This is a genomic window from Peribacillus frigoritolerans, from assembly GCF_030676415.1.
Lineage (GTDB): Bacteria > Bacillota > Bacilli > Bacillales > DSM-1321 > Peribacillus > Peribacillus frigoritolerans_A.
In genome coordinates this window covers 14,543-30,749 of sequence record NZ_JAUUTW010000014.1, presented here as the reverse complement: position 1 = coordinate 30,749, position 16,207 = coordinate 14,543, and the positions used below count along the sequence as shown (strand labels likewise).

Sequence of the window (16,207 nt, the reverse complement as noted above, 5' to 3'; positions counted from 1 at the left end):
TAAGAACATAAAGACTGTTAAGTGGGTCATGCCCTTTTCGAAACTTATTCTTTCTTGTATAATGGTTTTTCTTAATAATGGTAATAAACAGCTTTTCTCTGTAAAATACCTTTGTTAAGGAATACTCTTTATTCAAATATTACACTTTATTATAAAGGGGATTGAAAAGAATGATAGAAAATCCAAGCAGAGAAGAAATGGGTAAGATGTTGAAAAAATCGAAGCGCATCGCTGTCGTAGGTTTATCAAATAACCCTGAGCGAACTTCTTATATGGTTTCAAAGGCCATGCAGGAAAGCGGTTATGAAATCATCCCGGTAAACCCTGCAGTATCTGAAGTGCTGGGTGTCAAGGCAGTAAAAGCCCTGAAAGATATTGAAGGGCACGTCGATATCGTCAATGTTTTCCGCCGTTCAGAGTTCCTTCCGGAGATCGCCAAGGAATTTGCAGAAATCGATGCAGATATCTTTTGGGCGCAGCTAGGGGTGGAAAATGAAGAAGCCTATAATTTTTTGAAAGAAAAAGGATTTACTGTCATCATGAATCGATGCATAAAAGTCGAACACGCGCTTACTAAGTAAAATGAAGAGCGGAACTTCCGCTCTTTTTTTAAGGTATCACTGTACCTCAACTCAGAGAAAAACTAAAATGCGACATGGCGGGCATTGCGCGGTAGGGCAAATTTAAGCGATTAAAGCTTAATTTGATTAAAATAATAAAAGTATATTTGCCAAATGAAAATTTACCGCTACAATTAGAATGGTAGCTATGATACGTTTTCATGTTCCAATCAAAGGTGCTAACGCTAATTAAAGGGACGGAAAAAAATAGAACACTTGTTCTTTGTTCATGAAAGTATTATACTTTTTATATGATATTAACGTATGAATGTATTTGTTAAGCTAGTGAGTCATTTCATTGCAGTATGATTTGGCCCGGAAATTGTGTTTAGTAAGGAAAGGGGAATTTCTGTGGCAAAGAAAGTAAAAACAATCGAGTACAATGATGATGCAATTCAGGTACTGGAAGGACTCGAAGCGGTCAGAAAACGTCCCGGTATGTATATCGGCAGTACTGATGCACGCGGACTTCATCATTTAGTGTACGAGATTGTAGATAACTCCGTAGATGAGGCTTTAGCTGGATATGGAGACCAAATTAGTGTGAAAATACATAAAGACAACAGTGTAAGTGTGTCAGATAAAGGGCGCGGAATGCCTATTGGCATGCATAAATTGGGTAAACCGACGCCTGAAGTCATTTTGACGATTCTTCATGCTGGAGGGAAATTTGGACAAGGCGGATATAAAACGAGTGGAGGCCTTCATGGAGTCGGTGCTTCGGTCGTTAACGCGTTGTCTGAATGGCTTGTCGTGACGATCAAAAGGGACGGGTTCATTTACGAACAACGTTTTTTCAATGGCGGAAAGCCAGAAACCACACTGGAGAAAATCGGTAAAACTAATCAAGCTGGGACGAAAATCCACTTCAAGCCCGATCCAAAAATATTTTCGGTGACGACTTTTAATTATGATATCCTATGTGAGCGTCTTCGCGAATCAGCTTTTCTTTTAAAAGGCATGAAGATAGAATTGACGGATGAGCGTAACGACCATAATGAAACTTTTCACTATGAAAACGGAATTGAAGCGTTTGTTGATTATTTAAATGAAGAAAAAGAGACCCTTCATAGTGTAGTCAGCTTAGAAGGGGAACAAAATGGGATAGAAGTCGAACTCGCCTTTCAATTCAACGATGGTTATTCAGAAAATATTTTAAGCTTTGTAAATAACGTTCGCACAAAAGACGGAGGCACCCATGAGATTGGCGCAAAAACGGCCATGACACGGGCATTTAATGATTATGCCAGAAAAATGGGGCTATTAAAGGAAAAAGATAAAAACCTCGAAGGTACCGATATACGTGAAGGCTTGTCTTCAATCATTTCAGTACGTATCCCTGAAGAACTTCTTCAATTCGAAGGACAAACCAAGAGCAAGCTTGGAACCAGTGAAGCCCGTTCTGCAGTCGATTCCATCGTATCAGAGCACTTAGCCTACTTTTTTGAAGAAGATCCGACCACGAGTACCCTATTGGTTAAAAAAGCGATTAAAGCGTTCCAGGCAAGGGAAGCGGCACGCAAAGCTCGTGAAGACGCAAGAAGCGGGAAGAAACGGAAAAAATCCGATGCCATCCTTTCTGGGAAATTAACACCAGCTCAATCGAAAAATCCCGAACGGAATGAATTGTATCTTGTAGAAGGTGACTCTGCTGGGGGATCCGCTAAACAAGGGCGAGATCGCCGTTTCCAGGCAGTACTGCCATTACGGGGTAAAGTTATCAATACGGAAAAGGCAAAACTAGCGGATATTTTTAAAAACGAGGAAATAAATACGATCATCCATGCCATCGGCGGAGGTGTCGGGGCGGAGTTCAATACGCCGGACACCAACTATGATAAAGTGATCATCATGACAGATGCCGATACGGACGGGGCCCATATCCAAGTGCTGCTGCTGACTTTCTTTTATCGCTATATGAAGCCGTTAATAGAGTCAGGAAAGGTTTACATTGCCTTGCCCCCTTTATATAAAGTGAGCAAAGGGACCGGGAAGAAAGAAGTCATTGAATATGCTTGGAGCGACGAGGAACTTCAGGGTGCGATAGACAAGGTGGGGAAAGGCTATATGATTCAGCGCTATAAAGGGCTGGGTGAGATGAATGCCGATCAATTATGGGATACCACCATGAATCCGGAAACAAGGACATTGATACGTGTGAAGATCGATGACGGTGCCCGTGCGGAAAGACGTGTGACAACATTGATGGGAGACAAGGTTGAACCGCGCCGTAAGTGGATTGAAGCCAATGTCGCTTTTGGTCTCGAAGAGGAATCGAATATTTTAGATAATGAAAATATGTCGATTGAAGAGGAGGTCAATAACGATGGTATTTGAAGAAACATTTCGAGATTTGCCGCTTGAAGAGGTAATTGGAGACCGTTTCGGGCGTTACAGTAAATATATTATCCAAGATCGGGCACTACCTGATGCAAGGGACGGTTTAAAACCGGTACAGCGCAGGATATTGTATGCGATGCATGTCGAAGGAAATACTCAGGAAAAAGGATTTAGGAAATCCGCCAAAACGGTCGGTAATGTAATTGGTAACTATCACCCTCACGGAGATTCATCCGTTTATGAGGCAATGGTTAGGATGAGCCAAGACTGGAAACTGCGGAAGGTCATGGTCCAAATGCACGGAAACAATGGCAGTATTGATGGTGATCCGCCTGCTGCGATGCGGTATACGGAAGCAAGGCTTTCATCGATTGCCTCCGAGATGCTGCGGGATATTGAAAAAAGGACGGTCGATTTTGTACCGAACTTTGATGATACTTCAGAAGAGCCTATTGTATTGCCTGCAATGTTCCCTAACCTGCTTGTAAATGGCTCTACAGGAATTTCAGCCGGCTATGCCACTGAAATCCCGCCACATCAACTAGGTGAAGTCATTGATGCTGCCATAATGCGAATCGATAAGCCGGAAGCGACAGTCGCTGAATTAATGACGGTCATTAAAGGGCCGGATTTTCCTACTGGCGGTATCATTCAAGGAATTGAAGGCATTCGTAAGGCCTATGAAACAGGTAAAGGGAAAATAATCATTCGCGGGTTGGCGGAAGTGGAAACGATTCGTGGCGGCAAACAGCAAATCGTCATCACTGAAATCCCATATGAAGTCAATAAAGCCAACCTTGTTAAGAAAATGGATGAGTTCCGTCTAGACCGGAAAGTGGAAGGTATCGCCGAGGTAAGGGATGAAACCGACCGTACAGGACTGCGCATTGTCATCGAACTGAAAAAAGAAGCAGATGCAAATGGAGTCCTGCATTATTTATACAAAAATTCCGATCTCCAAATTGCCTACAATTTCAATATGGTCGCGATTTATAAAAAACGGCCAACGTTGATGAGCCTGCCAAAAATGCTCGATGCATATATCGAACACCGTAAAGAGGTAATCGTGAACCGTTCACGTTATGAGTTGCAAAAAGCTCATGACAGGGCACATATCGTCGATGGTTTAGTGAAGGCTTTATCCATATTAGATGAAGTCATCGCTGTCATCCGGGCATCTAAAGACAAACGGAATGCTAAAGATAACCTCATTGCTAAATTCACTTTTACAGAAGCACAAGCTGAAGCCATTGTCTCTTTGCAGTTATATAGGCTGACGAATACGGATATTACAGCACTTGAAGCAGAGGCTGCGGAATTGAAGAACAAAATTGAGGAATTGACAAAGATTCTTGGCAGTGAAAAAGTTCTTCTTCAAGTAATTAAAAAAGAACTTCGATTCATTAAAAAGGGCTTTGATGACGGAAGGCGTTCCAAAATCGAAAAAGAAATTGAAGAAATCAAAATCAATCTTGAAGTCTTGATTGCGAGTGAAGACGTGATGGTGACCGTGACGAAAGAAGGCTATGTTAAACGGACATCGTTACGATCTTATGCTGCATCAGGCGGTCTTGATTTTGGCATGAAGGATTCCGATCGCCTGCTCCAGAGGCTGGAGATGAATACAACAGATGTCCTGTTGCTGTTCACATCCAAAGGGAACTACCTCTATTGTCCAGTTCACCAGCTTCCTGATATTCGCTGGAAGGAAACCGGTCAGCATATCGCGAACATCATTCCAATCGACAGGGAAGAACAAATCATAAAAGCGATTCCAATCAAAGATTTTACCATGCCGGAATTCTTAGTGTTCATCACGAAAAATGGTATGGTGAAAAAGACAGAATTAGCTTCCTATAAAGCCCAGCGTCATTCAAAACCGCTGGTTGGTGTCAATTTAAAAGGTGACGATGAACTGGTCGATGTCCATCATACCGATGGACAGGCTGACCTTTTCCTAGTCACTCATAACGGCTATGGTTTATGGTTTGATGAAGAAGAAGTAAGTGTTGTCGGTGTTCGGGCAGCAGGAGTCAAAGGGATTAATTTGAAAGAAGATGACTATGTCATTGGCGGAAAGGTTTTGGCCAAGGATAGTAAAGAATCGATCTTTATCGTTACACAGCGCGGGGCCATAAAGAAAATGAAATTAACCGAGTTTGAAAAAACGAGCCGGGCAAAACGCGGTGTCGTGGTCTTGAGGGAATTGAAATCGAATCCTCATAGGGTCATTGGATTTGATACCATTAACAAAACGGACAGTCTATTCATTCTTTCTGAAAAGGGAACGATTGAAACGATTCATGCCGCTTCATTAAAAAATCATGATCGATATACGAATGGATCATTTGTTTTTGATGAAACGGTTAGTGGAAAAGCGAAAGAATTATGGAAAATTTCATTGGAAGATGACTCCGCCATTGAGCAGTGAATCATTTTTTGAACGGGATGCTGATATTGATCAGCATCCCGTTTTATTTTCCTATAAATGACCAGTTATATCCTTCAACAATATAATCCACATGCCCCGCATTACAAGTTGAGTACTTTTACGAAAGCAATCTCTCAATTCAAAAATGACTTATTGAGTCAAATTTAAATCCTAGTATTATGAACCTAATATTATTAAGAGCGCAGAAAAAAATTCAATTTTGAATTTTACCATTAATTGAATCTACGTAGCATAACGATTTATTTTTGGCACACTCCTTGCATATTGTTAGTATGACTTCTTTATTTTTTTGAATGAAGAAAGGGGAGGACCAATGGATAGACCTTGGAAAAAGCATATCCCGCAAGGAAATCCAATAGAGATTGATATTCCAGAATTGTCTTTGACAGAACTATTTTATCAATCAGTTGAACAATATTCGGATAAAACAGCGGTAACGTTCATGGAGCAAAGGTATACATATTCAGAGTTGGGGAAGTTAGTGAAAAGATGTGCCCGCTTGCTTGCTGATGAAGGTATTAGAAAGGGAGATCGTGTGGCTCTTATGCTCCCTAATTGTCCCCAATATCCAATTGGGTTTTTTGGAACTCTTTTGAATGGAGCCATTGTTGTCCAAATCAATCCAATGTATAAGTCGAACGAATTAATCCATGTCCTGAAAGATTCAGGTGCAAGGCACATCATTGTGCTTGACGATTTATTGCAAATAGTTGAAGCCATTATAGCTGAAACCGATGTTGAAAAGGTGTTGAGCGTGTCGCTGGAAAAGGGCAAATGTGAAATGACAAAAAAGCTACTATCAGTAACAGAGGCGGATTTCACTGTGGAGATTGAACCTGCCGAAGATGTCGCCGTCCTCCAATATACAGGAGGAACGACAGGGCGTTCTAAAGGGGCGATGCTAACCCATCGAAATATCGTAGCCAATACGCTGCAAAGTGCAGCCACTTCAAGAATCAATACTCAAAAGGGGAAGGAAAGGGTACTTGGCGTTTCCCCATTATTTCATGTTTACGGCATGACTTCAGGGATGAACCTGACGTTTTATAATGGAGGGGAATTAATTCTTGTATCCCGGTTTGAGGTGACGGAGATCATCGATATTATCAATAATATGAAACCGACTATATTTCCAGGGGTACCGACGGTGTATATTGCTTTATTACAATATTACCAGTCCCATCCATTTGATTTGCATACATTGAAATCTTGCGTTTCGGGTTCGTCCCCATTGCCATTGAATGTATTGTCAAGGTTTAACGAATTGAGCGGAACAAAGATTGCAGAGGGCTATGGCCTGTCCGAGGCGTCACCAGTCACGCACCGGAATCCAGTTAGCGGCCTGCAAAAACCCGGAAGTATCGGGATTCCTATACAAAATACAGATGCCGCCATAATTGACAGTATTACAGGAGAGCCAGCCCTTTTGGTTGATACACCAGGTGAATTGGTCATAAAGGGTCCACAGGTAATGAAAGGTTATTGGGGCATGCCAGAAGAGACACGGCAGACGATTCAAAACGGATGGCTGCATACCGGTGATATTGCCAAGATGGATGAAGATGGCTTCTTTTACATTGTGGGACGGAAGAAAGAGATGATCATCGCAGGCGGATTCAATATTTATCCAATTGAAATTGAAGAAATCCTATACAGCCATCCTAAGGTTCTGGAAGCTGCCGTCTTTGGCGTCCCCGATCAATATCGCGGTGAAACGGTACATGCTGCGGTAGTTCTAAAACCAGGTGAAAGGATAACTGAAAACGAATTGAAGGATTATTGCCGAAAGCAGCTCGCTGCCTTTAAAGTCCCAAAAGCAATCAAATTTGAAAGTGAACTTCCGAAGACGGCGGTCGGTAAAATCTTAAAACGTAAACTTCAAGAAAAACATATCGCTTATTCGGATAAAATATGAAAGCGTTAACAACCAATTCGCAGATAAAGGGGAATGCAAATGGACTTTCGCTTAGATGAAGACATCCTGCTATTAAAAGAAAATATACGCCAGTTTATCGAAGAGCAAATCGATCCATTTTCCATGCAGATAGAGGATGAAGATCATATCCCGGAATCCATTATAAATTTATCGAAGGAAATCGGGCTATTCGGACTTAGCATCCCGGAAAGGTATGGCGGGCTCGGAATCGGGATGGTGGGAAAATGTGCTTTATATGAGGAAATCGGCAAAACACATAATGGATATACCACTCTGATTGGAGCTCACACCGGTATAGGGACGGTAGGGATAGTTGAAATGGGCAATGAAATGCAAAAGGAAAAGTATCTACCAGATATGGCAAGCGGTAATAGAATTGGCGCTTTTGCTTTAACTGAGCCTGCAGCGGGGTCCCATGCTACGAATCTCAAAATGACGGCTGTCAAAAAGGGCGATAAATTTATTCTAAATGGGACTAAGCATTATATAACGAATGCAGATGTAGCAGATATTTTTACAGTTATGGCCGTAACGGACAAAGATAAAGGGGCGAAAGGAATCACCTCATTCATAGTAGAAAAGGATTTTCCGGGTTTTAGAGTTGGTAGCCTGGAAAGGAAGATGGGTCTTCGGGGCTCACATTCGGCCGAATTGGTTTTTGAAGATTGCGAAGTTCCGGCTGAAAATATACTGGGGGACGTTGGACAAGGGTATGTAAATGCATTAAAGATCCTTGCAAATGGCCGGGCAGGCCTTGCTGCTCGTAATTTGGGGTCCTGTCAATACCTGCTCGATCTATCTACTAAATATGCCACAGAACGTGAACAATTTAATGTCCCGATCATTGATCATCAAGCCGTATCCCATATGATTGCCGAGATGGCAATGGAAATAGAAGCACTTCGCTCATTCACATACCGGGTTGCATGGATGGTCGATCAGAAAGAAAAAATCATTAAAGAAGCGGCAATGCTTAAGTTGTATGGTTCGGAAGTATATAATCGTGTCGCTGATAAGGCCGTTCAGATTCATGGCGGGATGGGATACATGAAGGATTATCCAGTTGAACGTTTCTATCGGGATGCCCGAATCACTAGAATATATGAAGGCACGTCAGAAATCCAAAAAAATATCATTACCGGACAATTGAAGAGAAAATATCAAAACTAGTCTAATTGGAAAGCGGAGGGGTTAAAATGGATTTACGACTATCAGATGAACAAAAAATGGTACAAAAAACAATACGCAAGTTCGTGGAAAATGAATTGATTCCGTTGGAAAATGAAGTGCTTCGCAATGAAATGGCAGGAAAACCTAGTTTGCCAGAGGGGACATTGAAAGATTTACAGGAAAAAGCAAAAAAAGCTGGGTTTTGGGGCATCAATACTCCGGAGGAATTTGGCGGGGCAGACTTAGGGCAGCTTATGATGGCAATTGTCTTGATGGAAGTGTCAAAAACGTTTGTACCATTCAGCTTTGGAGGTTCGGCTGATAACATACTTTATTATGCAAATGAAGAACAGAAACAGAAATATCTGACTCCTACGATTAATGGTGAGAAAAAGTCCTGTTTTGCCATGACGGAGCCGGGAGCTGGGTCAGATACGCGAAATATTAAAATGACGGCAGTAAAAGAAGGGAACGAATGGGTGCTTAATGGTGAAAAAACTTTCATTACAGGAGGAAATGATGCCGATTTCGTCATGGTCATTGCTGTAACCGACAAAGAACGTCATCAAGCAACCGGAACGGAAGGGGTAACCTGTTTCATTGTAGACCGTGATATGGGCTGGAGATCAGAGTATATCAATACGATGGGAGAATGGGGACCGGCCGGTTTAGTTTTTGATAATGTCAGGGTTCCCGAAGAAAACATCTTAGGGGAAGTGCATGGAGGCTATAAACTAGGCTTGGAATGGATTGGGTTTGCAAGATGGATCGTGGGCGCACGCGCTGTCGGTTCTGCAGAAAGATTGCTGCAAATGGCTATAGAATACGCCAAAGAACGAGTCACATTCGGTAAACCGATCGCTGAGCGCCAGGCCATTCAATGGCAGATAGCTGATTCGGCTGTAGAGATTGAAGCTGCAAGGTGGCTTGTATTGAATGCGGCTTTTACACTGGATAATGGAGAAGACAATCGCCATTTAGCTTCAATGGCTAAACTCTATGGCGCCAATATGGGGAATCGGGTCGTTGATCGCGTATTGCAGATACACGGTGGCATGGGCTATACGAAGGAGCTTCCCATCGAACGTTGGTACCGCGAGGCCAGGCTTTGGAGGATTTATGATGGTACGGATGAAATACAGCGTATGATCATTTCCCGAAATTTGATTAAGGGGCATGTTAAATTAGGACAATTCTTATAATAGATTAGGAGGAAACGATAATGACAGGGAGATTTTCAGGGAAAACGGCTTTAGTTACAGGTGGAAGCAGAGGGATTGGCCGGGCGATCGTCGAACTATTTGCCAGTGAAGGCGCAAACGTAGCGATTATCGATATCAACGAAGAGGTTTTGACATCAACTGGAAATGAATTAAGGGATAAGGGCTATACCATTTTTACCAAAGTGGCCAATGTGGTCAATTCCGAAGAGGTGGAAGCATCCATAAAAGAAATAGCCGACACATTCGGATCGCTTGATATTCTCGTGAATAATGCTGGGGTCATCCGAGATAATCTACTTTTTAAAATGACCGATTCAGATTGGCAGACGGTAATGGATGTGCATTTAAAAGGTACTTTCAATGCAGTACGTGCCGCCCAGAAGCATATGGTTGCAAATAAATACGGAAGAATCATCAATATATCATCCACTTCGGCCCTCGGGAACCGCGGGCAGGCTAATTATTCAGCCGCTAAAGCTGGGCTTCAGGGGTTAACAAAAACACTGGCGATTGAACTTGGTAAATATGGGATAACGGCTAATTCGGTCGCACCAGGTTTTATCGAAACCGAAATGACGAAAGACACAGCTAGGCGGGTGGGAGTGAGTTTTGAGCAATTCATCCAGGATAGGGCAAACAGTATTCCTGTTGCCAGAAGCGGTTTGCCAAGTGATATTGCACATGCTGTTGCGTTCTTTGCCGATGAAGCATCCTCATTCATTAGTGGGCAGGTTTTATATGTTGCGGGCGGTCCAAAAAATTAAGGGAAAAGGCGGGATGTTATGTTCAACGAAAGTATTGGAAAACGATCCAACCCCGTTAAAAATATAGTTGAACGGGGAGCCGTTAAAAAATTCGCATTATCGATTGGTGATCCCCACCCGATTTTCATTGATGAAGAAATAGGCAGGCAATCAAGGTACGGAACGAATATCGCTCCACCAACTTTCCCAAGGGTCTTTGATTTTGGGACGATTGAAAGCTTAAATCTCCCGAATAAAGGCTTGATTCACGGTGAGCAGATATATCGCTATAACAGGCCGCTGAAGGTAGGGGAAGAAATCACCTGTTATACGGAAGTGAAAGACTATTATGAGAAAAAAGGGAAACAAGGGGAAATGGGATTTCTAGCCTTTAAAAATTATGGGACGGATGCAAATGGGGAAATTGTCTTCACTGCTGAACAGCTTGTCATTATAAATGAAACGATCAGAAGGATGGTGATGAGTAAGTGACGACATTAACCGAACTTCATATTGGTGACTCGTTACATTCAATCGAGCTTGCACCTGTAACGCGATTGGACCTCATTAAATATGCCGGCGCATCAGGTGATTTCAATCCCATTCATACGATTGATGAGGAAGCAAAAAATGCTGGTCTTCCCGGTATCATCGCACATGGAATGTGGACGATGGGAAACCTCGCAAAGCTTTTCAGTAATCTTTATGAAATTGGATTTATCGAAGAATACAAGATTCGCTTCAAAGGTATGGTATTCTTGAATGATGTCATAACTCTTCAAGCGGATCTGAAAGAAAAAAATGGAAATAGATATTTGTTCAATGTAGCGGCCACTAACCAGTCAGGTAAGGAAGCGATCAGTGGAGAGGTTATTTTTAAGACTTACTGAGGGAAAGTAGTGATGAAAATTTCACTTCCAGTTTGTCGACAAAAGGAAGTTTGGAATGGTCTCATCCCATGAACTGTTCTATGAAACCCTCATTAGAGTGAAGAAATTCGCGACACTCCTGCCGAATAACTGGCTAGCCTAGACCCCACAGACGCTTGGCAGACAGTCGGCGGAAAGGGAGCGGATTTCTGAAATCAACTCGAATTTTTTTAAGGAAAAAAACTGTAGGCAAACTGATCTTCTTTTAATTTGTCTAAAGTCTGTAGTGATGAAAATTATTTCATCACTACTTTTTTTAGGAGCGAAATTCGACAATTTTAAAGGAGTTTCGAAATTTATCCAGAATTGTACTTAAAAAGAATTCTTTTTGCGGCGGTGAATAGTAATGAATCAAGTGAAACAGGATTCTCAGATTAATTTGCTCAAAGAGTGGACCTTTCCTGCACTAGTCGTGGATTCTGCAAATCGGATAAAGGATTGGGGCAACTATTTTAATCAATTGTTAAGTCAGAAGGGCAATAATACACTAACCGAACAATTCGATGAGTGGCAATTTCTCGATAATAAAAGGCTTGCAGCTGCAAGGCTGCATGATAAACGGTATTTATTTTTATTAATGAAACAAATGGATACTGACAATATTCTATATATAGGCAGTGAAACACAATTTTTGGACGATTTATTGATTGATGCTCATGAAACGGATAAATTGAATCGCGCACTGGATGCCATTATCGAAAATTCCTATGATGGGATATACATCACCGATCAAGATGGAATCACGCTTTATACCAATTCGGCAATTGAACGGATCACCGGCATACCAAAAGAGTATTATATCGGCAAATCGGTGGACCAATTGATTAAACGCGGCATCTTGAATGCATCCGTGACGCATAAGGTAGTGAAGCTGAGACGAACGGTATCAGTCGTACAGGATAATTTTGCTGGAAAGGAAACATTGATAACAGGAAGTCCCGTTTTTAATGCAGAAGGGGAAATAGAGCAAGTCGTTACGAATATAAGGGATTTATCTGATTTAAATGAACTGATGCATGAGTTGACGAAAGTTAATGAACTGAATAATCAATATAAGCAGGAAATTGAAAAACTGCGGAAGATAACAAGCAAGGATGGAGTCGTATTTGTCAGTGATAAAATGAAAATGATTTATGAGATTGCTGAAAGAATATCGGATATTGATGCGACCGTACTCATTCTGGGAGAAACGGGTGTTGGAAAGGATGTCCTTGCCCGCAATATTTATAATCGGAGCATCCGATCTAAAAAAGGAGATTTCATCAAAATAAATTGTGGGGCAATTCCCGCTGATTTATTGGAATCCGAACTCTTTGGATATGAAGGGGGGGCATTTACCGGAGCCAATCAAAAAGGCAAACCAGGGATGTTTGAGCTGGCAGAGAGTGGGATCTTATTCCTGGATGAAGTCGGTGAGCTTCCCCTGCAACTTCAAGTGAAGCTGCTTCGGGCCCTTCAGGAAAGGGAGATTCAAAGAATTGGTGGTACAAAGTCAAAGAAGATCGATGTTCGCATAATTGCAGCCACGAACCGAAATCTATCGGAAATGGTCAAATCGGGTGATTTTCGTGAAGACCTCTTTTATAGGCTGAATGTCATTCCGATTACGATTCCTCCTCTAAGGGAAAGAAGAGAGGATATCTTGGCATTGACTGACTTATTTTTAACAAAGGCAAACGAGCAATATAAATTCTCAAAAGAAATAGATTCACGGTTGAAGGAATATTTTTATCAACATGATTGGCCAGGAAATGTCCGTGAATTGATTAATATAGTGGAAAGGCTCGTCGTGCTGACGGATAATCAAATATTATCGATTAACGACCTTCCGGAAGAATATCAGCCGGAAAACCGGAATCAGCCGAACCTCGATGCTACCCTAACTTTAAAAGAAGCGGTGGAAAGAGCTGAAAAGGAAATCTTGACTAAAGCGGCTCAAACCTACCAAACTACATATGAAATCGCAGAAGCCCTTGATTCCAGTCAGGCAACAATTGTGCGGAAACTTAAAAAATATCGATTAAAGGTCAGTGGAAAAGAATAGAAACTATGAACAGCACCTCCATTGTTGGACATTATCCAACAATGAAGGTGCTGTTTTTTTGACTAAAAATTTACGCGTCTTTTGGGGGAAATGGGCTTTATTACCTAATTTTTTTGAGATTTTTAGAAAAATATTGGCTGTGAATTTGGTTTTTTTGTGCATTATTACCTGCTATTGCATGAAATGTTTGTTGTTGTGAAGCTTATTTTTGGAACTCTTTCAATTTATTTCTTCATTTAATTCTTTAGTTGATTCAGAAATGATTTTTTCAGTCAATAGTGAATGAAGGACATCCCGTATGGAACCGATACTTTTGATTTTTTACAATTCAATAATGAATTCACAGACTGGTGAATGGCCTTGTTGACGGTGATTTACTGTTGGCATGGCACTTGCATTTATTAACAGGAAATTAATCTACGGAATGATCCTCCTCTAGAAGGTGCGAGGTGAAAGGGGTGACGAACCAGACGATTATGATGGGTAAACCGTTATTAAAGAAAAGATGGAATCACTGGCTATCCCTAAAAACAGCATATGCTTGTCTGCACAATCGGACTGCATAGATTCATTAGGCAGAAAGAATGAGGACTTTAAAATGGTAGGTGCATGTACTGAAACAAGTGGTCATTAGAAATGAAAGCGCTAACAACAAACAAAGGATTTATCCGCTACTCCTGGGCTATATTTGTAGGCAGATAAAAATAGGGACATAAAACAAGAGTGCTTTTTTATTGTTCGATGACAGAAATCACTGTCCTCCCGAGAGGTTGAGCCTGTTAGGAAATAATTGAAAGTGTTTTTCGTCGCAGTTTCAAATATGGACAGGATTGTGAGCCAGGAAATGGACAGCCAAGTGAAATTCAAAAATTATCAAGGAGGAAGCAAATGGAAATTTTGATCCAGCAGCTTTTTAATGGTTTGACGATTGGCAGCGTATATAGCCTTGTTGCCCTGGGATTGACACTAGTATATGGAATTTTGCATATCCCGAACTTTGCCCACGGCGCCCTATATATGTTGGGTGGATATATCACGTTGTCAATGATGACATTATATGGGGTCAATTACTGGATTGCCATGTTCGTATCCATTATCGTTGTTGGTTTGTTGGGAGTCCTTTTGGAACGTTTCGTGTTCCGCCTGTTAAGGGAGGCACCTCCATTGCACGATAAGATCGCAGCAATCGGGATTCTCCTTTTTCTTGAAGCTTTTGCCCAATTTGTCTGGGGTGCCGACTTCCATACAATGACTTCTCCATACGGCCAAGTGGTCAATATCATGGGCCTGACGTTCACACTTCAGCGATTATTGATCATCGTGTCAGCTATCGCAGTGATGGTTTTACTTTACCTTTTCCTAAAGAAAACTTATACCGGTTCAACGATAATAGCGATGTCCCAAAGCCGTGAAGGTGCGTCATTAGTGGGAATCAACATTAATAAAGTCGCGATGCTTACCTTCATGATATCGGGTGGATTAGCAGCCATCGCTTCATCCCTTGCATCACCGATTAACCTTGTTTTTCCCGGCATGGGGCATTTAGTCATCCTAAAAGCATTCGTCATAATCATATTGGGCGGTATGGGGAGCATCCCAGGTGCGATTGTAGGCGGATATATACTAGGTTTCAGCGAGAGCCTGGGCGCAACTTATATATCAAATGATTATAAAGACATCATAGCATTCATTCTTTTAGTCGTAATATTAACGGTGAAACCAACAGGTCTTTTTGCCAAGGGGGAGAGGTAGGGTGAAGATATTAACGAAAAGAAATGGGATTATTGCTCTTATCATCTTTGCTTTTTCATTCCCCTTTATCGCGCAAAACGACTATTATCTCCATATGCTCACACTTTCGTTCATCTGGGCGATAGCTGTTTATGGAATCAATTTATTATCAGGCTATACTGGATATCTCTCGCTTGCACATGCTGGATTTTTTGCCATTGGAGCATATTCACTTGGGCTGCTGACGGTAAAAGCGGGAATGAACTTTTGGCTGGCACTTGTATGTGCTTGTTTAATCACATGTGCAATTGGATTTTTAATCGGATTGATCGCGCTGAGGACAAAGGAACACTTTTTCGCGATTTATACCCTATGTGTGGGTTACATCATATATCTGGTCATCGATAAATGGGAGGGTCTTACAGAAGGGGTTAGGGGATTGATCGGTATCCCTGCACCAGGGAATATAGGCCCGATCGCATTCGATACGGCTGCATCCCAATATTATCTAGTCCTCATTTTCCTGCTTGCAGTGATTTTAATCGTGTATCGAATTATCCGCTCATTGACCGGCAGGACGTATATGGCCATCAGGAACAGCGAAGACCTTGCACAAACGATAGGTATATCCACAATGAAGAATAAGTTAACAGCATTTGTCCTATCTACATTCTTTGCAGGTTTGGCAGGTGCCTTGTATGCGTCATTCATACGTTTCATTGGACCTGATATCGGATCAACTGCCATAATGTTTGATCTATTGATGTATTTATTGGTTGGTGGAATCGGGACACTTTCAGGTCCGTTGGTAGGAACATTACTGTTAGTAATCCTTTCGCAGAATCTGCAATTCCTTCAAGAATACCGAATGTTGATATTCGGGCCATTGCTTACCGTGATCATCATCTTTTATCCGCGAGGAATCGCAGGGGCCTTCTTTGATTGGCAAAGAAAGCGAAAAGATAATGAGCTGTCCGGGGTGAGAAACGAAATGCACATAAAAGCGGAGGAGGGATGAA

Annotated in this window: 12 protein-coding genes; all 12 read left to right on the top strand. The window is 41.7% G+C overall.

Features of this window, described 5'->3' with window-relative positions; translation table 11 throughout:
• The first annotated feature begins 170 nt into the window (after positions 1-170).
• The 12 genes from Q8G36_RS14355 (at position 171) to Q8G36_RS14300 (ending at position 16,206) form a co-directional block, all read left to right on the top strand.
• Complete coding sequence (locus Q8G36_RS14355) at positions 171-581, top strand: CoA-binding protein (protein WP_305160676.1); 411 nt, start codon at positions 171-173, stop codon at positions 579-581.
• 390 nt (positions 582-971) lie between these two features.
• A complete protein-coding gene (gene parE / locus Q8G36_RS14350; protein WP_305160675.1) occupies positions 972-2,957 on the top strand; it encodes a DNA topoisomerase IV subunit B in 1,986 nt (661 codons plus the stop codon).
• A complete protein-coding gene (gene parC / locus Q8G36_RS14345) occupies positions 2,947-5,391 on the top strand; it encodes a DNA topoisomerase IV subunit A (RefSeq protein WP_305160674.1) in 2,445 nt (814 codons plus the stop codon). The genes parE and parC overlap by 11 nt, the downstream gene beginning before the upstream one ends.
• Before the next feature lie 334 nt (positions 5,392-5,725).
• A complete protein-coding gene (locus Q8G36_RS14340) occupies positions 5,726-7,327 on the top strand; it encodes a long-chain-fatty-acid--CoA ligase (protein WP_305160673.1) in 1,602 nt (533 codons plus the stop codon).
• Positions 7,328-7,366: 39 nt separating this feature from the next.
• On the top strand, positions 7,367-8,518 hold the full coding sequence (locus tag Q8G36_RS14335) for an acyl-CoA dehydrogenase family protein (RefSeq protein WP_305160672.1): 1,152 nt from the start codon (positions 7,367-7,369) through the stop codon (positions 8,516-8,518).
• A gap of 26 nt (positions 8,519-8,544) precedes the next feature.
• Positions 8,545-9,720, top strand: coding sequence for an acyl-CoA dehydrogenase family protein (locus Q8G36_RS14330; protein ID WP_305160671.1), 1,176 nt, complete (start codon positions 8,545-8,547; stop codon positions 9,718-9,720).
• 20 nt (positions 9,721-9,740) lie between these two features.
• Positions 9,741-10,505, top strand: a complete 765-nt coding sequence (locus Q8G36_RS14325) for an SDR family oxidoreductase (protein ID WP_305160670.1) — start codon at positions 9,741-9,743, stop codon at positions 10,503-10,505.
• Positions 10,506-10,523: 18 nt separating this feature from the next.
• A complete protein-coding gene (locus Q8G36_RS14320) occupies positions 10,524-10,976 on the top strand; it encodes a MaoC family dehydratase N-terminal domain-containing protein (protein WP_101221909.1) in 453 nt (150 codons plus the stop codon).
• The gene (locus Q8G36_RS14315) at positions 10,973-11,374 is read left to right on the top strand and encodes a MaoC/PaaZ C-terminal domain-containing protein (RefSeq protein ID WP_305160668.1); all 402 of its coding nucleotides are present in this window, start codon (positions 10,973-10,975) and stop codon (positions 11,372-11,374) included. The genes Q8G36_RS14320 and Q8G36_RS14315 overlap by 4 nt, the downstream gene beginning before the upstream one ends.
• A gap of 385 nt (positions 11,375-11,759) precedes the next feature.
• On the top strand, positions 11,760-13,457 hold the full coding sequence (locus Q8G36_RS14310) for a sigma-54 interaction domain-containing protein (protein WP_305160667.1): 1,698 nt from the start codon (positions 11,760-11,762) through the stop codon (positions 13,455-13,457).
• 888 nt (positions 13,458-14,345) lie between these two features.
• Positions 14,346-15,209: a branched-chain amino acid ABC transporter permease gene (locus Q8G36_RS14305; protein ID WP_063233567.1), complete on the top strand. Its 864-nt coding sequence runs from the start codon at positions 14,346-14,348 to the stop codon at positions 15,207-15,209.
• Between the two features lies 1 nt (position 15,210).
• A complete protein-coding gene (locus tag Q8G36_RS14300) occupies positions 15,211-16,206 on the top strand; it encodes a branched-chain amino acid ABC transporter permease (RefSeq protein WP_370694057.1) in 996 nt (331 codons plus the stop codon).
• The last annotated feature ends 1 nt before the right edge of the window (position 16,207 follow it).

Bases quoted from the DNA above. Each gene is read 5' to 3' on its own strand.
- Q8G36_RS14320 (WP_101221909.1), top strand. From the start codon at position 10,524: ATGTTCAACGAAAGTATTGGAAAACGATCCAACCCCGTTAAAAATATA.
- Q8G36_RS14335 (WP_305160672.1), top strand. From the start codon at position 7,367: ATGGACTTTCGCTTAGATGAAGACATCCTGCTATTAAAAGAAAATATA.
- Q8G36_RS14305 (WP_063233567.1), top strand. From the start codon at position 14,346: ATGGAAATTTTGATCCAGCAGCTTTTTAATGGTTTGACGATTGGCAGC.
- Q8G36_RS14340 (WP_305160673.1), top strand. From the start codon at position 5,726: ATGGATAGACCTTGGAAAAAGCATATCCCGCAAGGAAATCCAATAGAG.
- Q8G36_RS14325 (WP_305160670.1), top strand. From the start codon at position 9,741: ATGACAGGGAGATTTTCAGGGAAAACGGCTTTAGTTACAGGTGGAAGC.
- Q8G36_RS14355 (WP_305160676.1), top strand. From the start codon at position 171: ATGATAGAAAATCCAAGCAGAGAAGAAATGGGTAAGATGTTGAAAAAA.
- parC (WP_305160674.1), top strand. From the start codon at position 2,947: ATGGTATTTGAAGAAACATTTCGAGATTTGCCGCTTGAAGAGGTAATT.
- Q8G36_RS14310 (WP_305160667.1), top strand. From the start codon at position 11,760: ATGAATCAAGTGAAACAGGATTCTCAGATTAATTTGCTCAAAGAGTGG.
- Q8G36_RS14330 (WP_305160671.1), top strand. From the start codon at position 8,545: ATGGATTTACGACTATCAGATGAACAAAAAATGGTACAAAAAACAATA.